Source organism: uncultured Methanobrevibacter sp. (assembly GCF_900316895.1).
Lineage (GTDB): Archaea > Methanobacteriota > Methanobacteria > Methanobacteriales > Methanobacteriaceae > Methanocatella.
Genome location: NZ_ONER01000094.1, coordinates 1 through 7,414, shown reverse-complemented (window position 1 = coordinate 7,414; position 7,414 = coordinate 1). Strand labels below are relative to the sequence as shown.

General features: G+C 37.2%; 8 protein-coding genes and 1 pseudogene. 7 read left to right on the top strand and 2 right to left on the bottom strand.

From position 1 onward, the window contains the following. The 7 genes and pseudogenes from QZN27_RS08725 to QZN27_RS08695 all read left to right on the top strand — a co-directional run. On the top strand, nucleotides 1-2,589 hold a 2,589-nt coding region (locus QZN27_RS08725; protein ID WP_296786515.1), incomplete at its 5' end, for a C1 family peptidase. A gap of 228 nt (nucleotides 2,590-2,817) precedes the next feature. After that, nucleotides 2,818-3,108: a 50S ribosomal protein L21e gene (locus QZN27_RS08720; RefSeq protein ID WP_296786512.1), complete on the top strand. Its 291-nt coding sequence runs from the start codon at nucleotides 2,818-2,820 to the stop codon at nucleotides 3,106-3,108. A gap of 5 nt (nucleotides 3,109-3,113) precedes the next feature. Further along, entirely contained in the window at nucleotides 3,114-3,458 is a 345-nt protein-coding gene (locus QZN27_RS08715; protein ID WP_296786509.1) for an RNA polymerase Rpb4 family protein, read from the top strand. A 154-nt stretch (nucleotides 3,459-3,612) separates the two neighbouring features. Then, nucleotides 3,613-4,239, top strand: coding sequence for a DUF655 domain-containing protein (locus QZN27_RS08710; RefSeq protein ID WP_296786506.1), 627 nt, complete (start codon nucleotides 3,613-3,615; stop codon nucleotides 4,237-4,239). 8 nt (nucleotides 4,240-4,247) lie between these two features. Further along, nucleotides 4,248-5,120: a 16S rRNA (adenine(1518)-N(6)/adenine(1519)-N(6))-dimethyltransferase RsmA gene (gene rsmA / locus QZN27_RS08705; protein WP_296786503.1), complete on the top strand. Its 873-nt coding sequence runs from the start codon at nucleotides 4,248-4,250 to the stop codon at nucleotides 5,118-5,120. A 5-nt stretch (nucleotides 5,121-5,125) separates the two neighbouring features. Further along, nucleotides 5,126-5,724 (top strand): annotated as a pseudogene (locus QZN27_RS08700) (HemK2/MTQ2 family protein methyltransferase). After that, entirely contained in the window at nucleotides 5,724-5,891 is a 168-nt protein-coding gene (locus QZN27_RS08695; protein ID WP_296786501.1) for a hypothetical protein, read from the top strand. Before QZN27_RS08700 ends, QZN27_RS08695 begins: the two are co-directional and overlap by 1 nt. A 5-nt stretch (nucleotides 5,892-5,896) precedes the next feature. Here QZN27_RS08695 and dapF read toward each other — a convergent pair whose 3' ends face one another. Beyond that, nucleotides 5,897-6,757 (bottom strand): diaminopimelate epimerase, encoded by an 861-nt coding sequence (gene dapF, locus QZN27_RS08690; protein ID WP_296786499.1) that lies wholly within the window; start codon nucleotides 6,755-6,757, stop codon nucleotides 5,897-5,899. Nucleotides 6,758-6,766: 9 nt separating this feature from the next. Further along, nucleotides 6,767-7,414: diaminopimelate decarboxylase family protein (locus QZN27_RS08685; RefSeq protein ID WP_394346862.1), on the bottom strand; the 648-nt coding region annotated here is incomplete at its 5' end.

Sequence of the window (7,414 nt, the reverse complement as noted above, 5' to 3'; positions counted from 1 at the left end):
GGAACTTTAAATATTTCCGATTCAAACTTCACATCCAACAAGGCCGAATATGAGGGAGGAGCAATCTATACCAGCTATGCCCTTGTGCAAATTTACAATGGAAACTTTAAATGCAACACCCTTGTGGACAATATATCCTATGGAGGAGCATGTTATTTCGATATGGGAAACATAATTATCAAAGGAACCCACTTTGAAAACAACTCAGGCATTATCGTTTCCACCCTTTATGCATATGACACCGACCTGAATATGGAAAACAATTACTTCAACAACCCCTCCACTGCTACAAGCATATACACAGTATATGGAAAGGTATCCGATTCCAGCAACAATTTCACAAATGACGATTTCTCATTTGACAACACAAATACATTCTATAATTTTGAAAACAGTGCAAATCCAATCATAATAACCAACAGCACCCCTACATTTGACAAGCTACCTGAAAAATTCGATTTAAGGAAATACGGATGGGTCACACCTGTTAAGGATCAGGGATTCAATGGGGCCTGCTGGGCATTCGCTAATATGGCAGCACTGGAATCATCATTTTTGATATATGCAAATACGACATATTCATTTTCAGTAAATAACGTTCAAAATTCAATGATCAGATATTCCAAATATGGAAATGTGAATTATGTTGAGGGAGCAAACAATCTTGAAGCCTTGCTCTATCTGGTTGACTGGCTGGGAATTTTCCCTAATGAATATGACGACTATGATGAACTCGCTAAAATATCCTCACTGCTCATAACACCTCAGGACATTCACATTCAAAATGCAGTTGTCATTCCTGAAAGAACAAATTCTGAAGACAATGCCATGATTAAAAATGCTTTAATCAAGTACGGTGCACTGTCAACTTCACATTATGCAGATTTCAATGAAAGCGTATATTATAACAAGGATAAAAGTGCACAATATTATTTCGGCAAAGAGGATGGAAACCACATGGTATGTGTTGTAGGATGGGACGACACCTATTCAAGGAACAATTTCCTGAAAACACCTCCTAAAGACGGAGCATGGATTGTTAAAAACAGCTGGGGAAGCAAATGGGGCGACCAAGGGTATTTCTATGTATCCTATTATGACACTTCATTTGCATATGAGATAAGCACCGGCTATATAATCAACAATGACACATACAACAGAATTTACCAGTTAGACCTCGGAGGAACAATCACAACATATTCCAACTATGATTACTATACAAACATCTTTACCTCCGATGCGGATGAGGCAATTGCTGCTGTCGGAACATACTTTACAGGTGCCGGGAAAAATTATGAATTCAGCATATCCGTGAACGACGTTAATGTCTACAGCCAAAAGGGCACAAGCAACATTGAAGGATATGAAACAATCAAGCTAAACAAATATGTCCAAATCAAAAAAGGAGATATCTTTAAAGTTACATTTAAAAATACAGCGCCTGTTATTAAAAACTCCAGAATTCATCCGCAAGAAGGCAAATCCTTTGGAAGCACGGATGGAAAAAACTGGGTGGATTTGAAAAATTATAACAATGTAGCTCTATTAAAAGCCTATACCGTTTCAGACTTGAACATTACCCAAAACCTGGTTAAATACTTTGGAAATGAAACTCCATTCGTTGCACATGTAGGTGCGGGCGAAGAAGTAACTTTTGAATTCAACGGTAAAATCCAAACCGTAAAAGCCGATGCAAACGGATCAGCAAAGCTTGAAATAAGCTGTGATGTCGGAAACTACTCCATCACAACAACATACAACAACACTTCAATTGTGAATTATATCATAATTAACGGCACAATCCTCTCCAATGATGTTGAAAGGGGATATAACAGCGATTACGACTATAAGCTGCAGGTATTGGACACCACTGGAAAGCCATTAAACAACACTCAAGTTGCAATTTCCATAAATGGCAAATTAAACAACTTCACCTGCGACGGTTCAGGATACATAACCATCAAATTCACCAAACTGCCTCATGGCAGCACAGTAATTACAGTTACAAATCCTGCGACAGGGGAAGTTAAAAAAAGCAAGATTATCGCTTATTCAAGATTCAGCGGCGCCAAAAACATTGTAATGTACTACTATGACGGAACTGAACTTAATATGCGCATACTTGGAGACGATGCCAATTTTGTCGGTGCAAATCAGGTAGTGACAATCAAGCTCAACAAGAAAACCTATTACCTGAAAACCGATGCAAAGGGATTCATCAGGTTAAAAATGCCGAACACATTGAAGCCTGGAACATACAAGCTGACCGCAATATACAAAGGCGAAATCGATGAAAAAACAGTCAAGGTAAAGCAGAACCTCAAGACCAAAAAATACACAGTCAAGAAATCAGCCAAAAAGCTTGTCATAAAGGCAACACTCAAAAACGGCAATAAGGCATTGAAAAACAAAAAGATAACACTGAAACTTAAAGGTAAGAAATTCACCGCTAAAACCAACAAAAAAGGAATAGCAAAGTTCACCATTAAGAAAAAGTTTATCAAAAAACTCAAAAAAGGCAAAAAATACACAATGAAGGTGACCTACCTCAAAAACACAATAAAAACAACCTTAAAAGTCAAACGTTAGAGGAACATTATTCCTCTATTTTTCTTATTTTGAACACCAACTTGGCAATACAGACCAAAAAACTAAAAGTATATTAATACCATTAAACTAAAATTATAATATTATCATATCACTGATGGTAATAGTTATTTTCACACTCTATGTTACTAGTATTTATGGGCTTTTTTAATACTAGGTCGCTGATAACATAGACTTATACCCAGACTGAACTGATTAAGAGGTTATATAATGCAAAGATCAAGAGGATTAAAAAGTAGATCAAGAAAAAAAATGACTAAAGTACAAAGACCGGGCAGAACTAACCCAATTACTAACAGAATGCAAAGATTCGAAGAAGGAGATTTAGTTCACATTACTATTAACCCATCCATCCAAAAAGGACAACCTGCTCCTAGATTCCATGGTAAAACCGGTAAAATCACTGGCCAAAAAGGAAAAGCATACATTGTGTCCTTAAAAGATGGAAACAAAGCAAAAGAGTTAATAGTAAGACCTGATCACTTAAAATTACAAAACTGATTTCTATGATTGGAAAAGAAGTTATTAAAAGCGAACCAATACCAAGTTCAAAAGTAAAAGAGATTCTTGAAGATTTTGCTGAAAACAATGAATTGAATTACCAACAAAATCTTACAGTAAACCATCTTGCAAGATTCAAAAGATACTCAGCTGAAGACGCAGAAGAAATCTATGAAAAGCTTCAGGCTGAATTTGGCTTAAGGGACAAGGTCGCTGCTCATATTGTTGACATGGTTCCAGTAGATTTAGCAGACATGAGATTGATTTTCGCTAAAGAACCAGCTAAAACAACTAAAGAGGATATGGAAAAAATCCTCGAAATGTTAGAACAATATGACTATATCGAATAGTATTTCTACTATTCCTTTTTTTATTTATTTTTGAAAATTTCACCAAAATCGCCATTTTTTAGATATCTTTATTATACTTAACAATCAAATTTATTAATAAGTTTATATTATATCTGTTAAAGGTTATAATAAAAAAACAATAGTGAGTGATAATATGGATAATAGAAATAAAAAAGAAAAGAAACCAACAGTTAAAAAAGAAGAAAATGCTGTTGTACTTGATTATCTAAGCCGTGGCTATGTTAAGTCAGATATGTCCAAATTCGGTGGTAAACCTATTGCTCAAGCTATTGGTACAGAACAATTCACTCTTCTTGAATTAGCTCCTAAAAATGGTGTTGATTTAGAAATACAGGACCTGGTATATATTGGAAAAGGAAAAAGAGACAAAATATACAGAGTCCTTGGTAGATTAGATTATGAAAATATGACCGCAACAGCCAGAATAGAACTGGACTATGCTATTCGGGATATTGTTGAAGATAATGAGGATAAATTTGTTGAATTTTTCAATACTGCAGATTCAGTAAGTACAAGAATGCATTCACTTGAATTGATTCCGGGAATCGGAAAAAAATACATGTGGGACATCATTAAAGCAAGAGAACAAAAACCTTTCGAAAGCTTTGAAGACATTTCAGAAAGGCTTCCTACATTGGCTGATCCTGCTGCAATGATTGTCAACAGAGTAAAACAGGAACTTGACACTACAAAACCAAAAAGAGGTAAAAATAAATATTACCTATTTACACAACCTCCAAGAGCTGCAAGAAGAAGATAAGTGATAAATTGACAAGTGAAAATTCCCCATCCTTATCTAAAACAACAAAAGATATCTTAAGCCGACATGGGATAAAGTTAAATAAAAATCTGGGTCAGAATTACCTTATCGACAAAAACAAAAGGGACCAGATTATTAACTTTGGAGATATCTCAAAGGAAGATGTTATTTTAGAGATTGGAACCGGAATTGGAACACTTACAATTGAACTTGCCAAACGAGCAAAGAAGGTTATAGCCATTGAGCAGGACAAAAAGATTTTCGAAATACTTGCCCAAAGGCTTGAAGACGAAAAAATCGATAATGTAGAACTTATAAATGATGATGCGTTAAAGGTGGACTTTCCGCCTTTCAATAAAATCATCTCAAACCTTCCTTACCAAATCTCATCACCGATTACTTTTAAATTCCTTAACTATGATTTTGACCTTGCGATTCTTATGTATCAAAAGGAATTCGCCAGCCGGATGAACGGCGAAGTCGGAACCAAAAACTATTCCCGACTTTCAGCAATGCTTTATTTTAAATGCGATGTGGAAAAATTGACCGATGTAAGTAACGAAAGCTTCATTCCAAAGCCTCAAATCGACTCCACCGTTGTCAAACTGACTCCAAAGGAAAACATCATAAGCGACGATGACTTCAGGACATATTCAAAATTTACAAAAGCTCTCTTCCAGCACAGGAACAAAAAGATTAAAAATGCCCTGATTGATTCAAGGCATATCATAAGCAATATTGACAAGAAAGTCCTGAAAAAGAGATTGAACACCATTGATGATGAAAGATTGGTGGAATACCTTAAAATGAGAGTGGTCATGCTTACCCCTGAGGAAATTCTATACATATCCAAAAAGCTAAACCTTATTTTTGTTGAGTGATACTTATGCCTGACTTTATAATCAATACACACGATAACGTTTATATCCCCGCCGAAGACAGCTATTTGCTGGCGGAAAATCTGGAAATCAAACCCGATCAAAGCGTTCTGGAGATTGGAACAGGATCAGGAATAGTTGCAATGTATGCCTCAAGGCTATCCAACAACATTACCGTGACCGACATCAATTTTGACGCATGCGAACTTGCACGAAAGAATTTTGAGGACAACGGCATTGAAGGCATTGAGATTCTCTTCGGCAACCTATTCGAACCTGTCGAAAACAGAAAGTTTGATGTAATTCTATTCAATACTCCATATCTGCCTACCGAAGAAGGGGAAGTTCTGGACGACACTATAAATTATGCATTCGATGGTGGACTAAACGGCAGGAAAGTAATAGGAAAGTAATTGATCTTTTTTTAGATGAAGTGTCAAATCATTTAAATGATGGAGGAATTGTCCAGATGATACAGTCCTCGCTATCGGGCAACGAGGAGACCCTGCAGAAATTTGACGAAATGGGTTTTATAGCTGAAATAAAGGCATCAGAACATTTCTTTTTTGAAGATATAACTTTAATAAATGCATATAAGGTGATATAATGGAACAATGGAAAATGTCAGTACTTACAGGTGTGGCACTGATAATTCTTGCATTGCTGTTCTCATTTGTTAAAGGTGGAATCAGCATATGGATGGCAATAGTTATTGTGCTTGGTGTAATAGACATAATAATTGGAATATTTAGAAAGAAAAAAGAAAGAATATAGAGAATTTAGAATTCTCCATCGAAAACGAGTTTTGCAGGGCCTTCCATGAAAGCGCCCAATGCATCATCCTTTTCGTATACATTGAATTTTAAGTCTCCGCCAGGCAGGTGGAGCAATACGTTTTCATCAAACAGTCCCAGTTTGAAACCAGAAATTGCAGTTGAGGTTGCACCGGTTCCACAAGCTAGTGTAACGCCAGCGCCTCTCTCCCAGGTAATCATCTTGCCCTCATTTTTAGAGATAACTTCAACAAAGTGCACGTTGATCTTTTCAGGGAAAACCTCATGTGCTTCAATGGCAGGACCATACTTGTTGATGTCAACTTCATCCACATCATCAACAAAGATTATTGCGTGAGGGTTTCCGACGCTGATTGCGGTCAGGTTGAATTTTGTGTCAAGGACATCCAATTCGCCATCTAAAAACTCATCCTCATCAGAGGTCATTGGAATTTCAGGAGTCTTGAATGTTGACAGTCCCATATCGACCTTAAACAGCACTGGTTCATCACCGTCCAGGGTGATTTCAATGGTTTTGATTCCTGCCCTTGTCTCAACAGTCATTTTATCCTGCTTTAAGATGCCTTTCCTATAGACAAAATCACCAAAACATCTTATACCGTTTCCGCACATTTCAGCTTCGCTTCCGTCAGGATTGAACATTCTGTATCCGATATCAGCAACTTCTGAAGGTTCTACGAACAATACTCCGTCACCTCCGACACCGAAGTTTCTGTGGCATAATATCCTGCATGCTTCAGGTTTGTCAGCTTCAGGAATGACTTCACCGTCGAATTCATTGATTATTGGAAAGTCATTGCCTATTCCATGCATTTTTGAAAATTTTAATCCTTTTAAATCTACCATGCTATCAACTTATTTTAAATGTGGTGGAACCATTTGTTTGTCGTACAAATCTTCAAAGGTTTCTCTTTCACGAACCAAATTGCATTTTCCATCAGTTACAAGCACTTCTGAAGCTAGTGGCCTTGAGTTGTAGTTGGATGACATTGTAAATCCGTATGCACCTGCATTGAGGATTCCTAAAACATCACCTTCTTCCACATCAGGCATTGGCCTGTCACGTGCGAATAAATCTCCGGATTCACATACGTTACCTGCAACATCCACTTCCTGAGTCATTGGAGCATCCATTTTGCTTGCATCGACAATGTGGTGGTATGAATCATACATTGCAGGCCTTAAGAGTGTGTGGAAACCTGCGTCGACACCTATGAATTTCCTGTAGCTTTGTTTTACGCTGTTGACAGTGACCAAAAGCACACATGCATCAGCAACAAGGTATCTTCCAGGTTCAAGATACATTGTAGGATTACCCATATCATATTGCTCCAGTTTTTCCTTGAAGAGTCCTACATTGACTTCTGCGAATTTGTCAAGGTCTAGGAGTTTTTCTTCTGGAGTGTATGGAACGCCTACGCCTCCTCCGAAGTCAACGAATTCAAAGTCAATTCCAGCTTCCTGATGGACTTTTCCTGCAATGTCCATTGTGGATTCGATGGC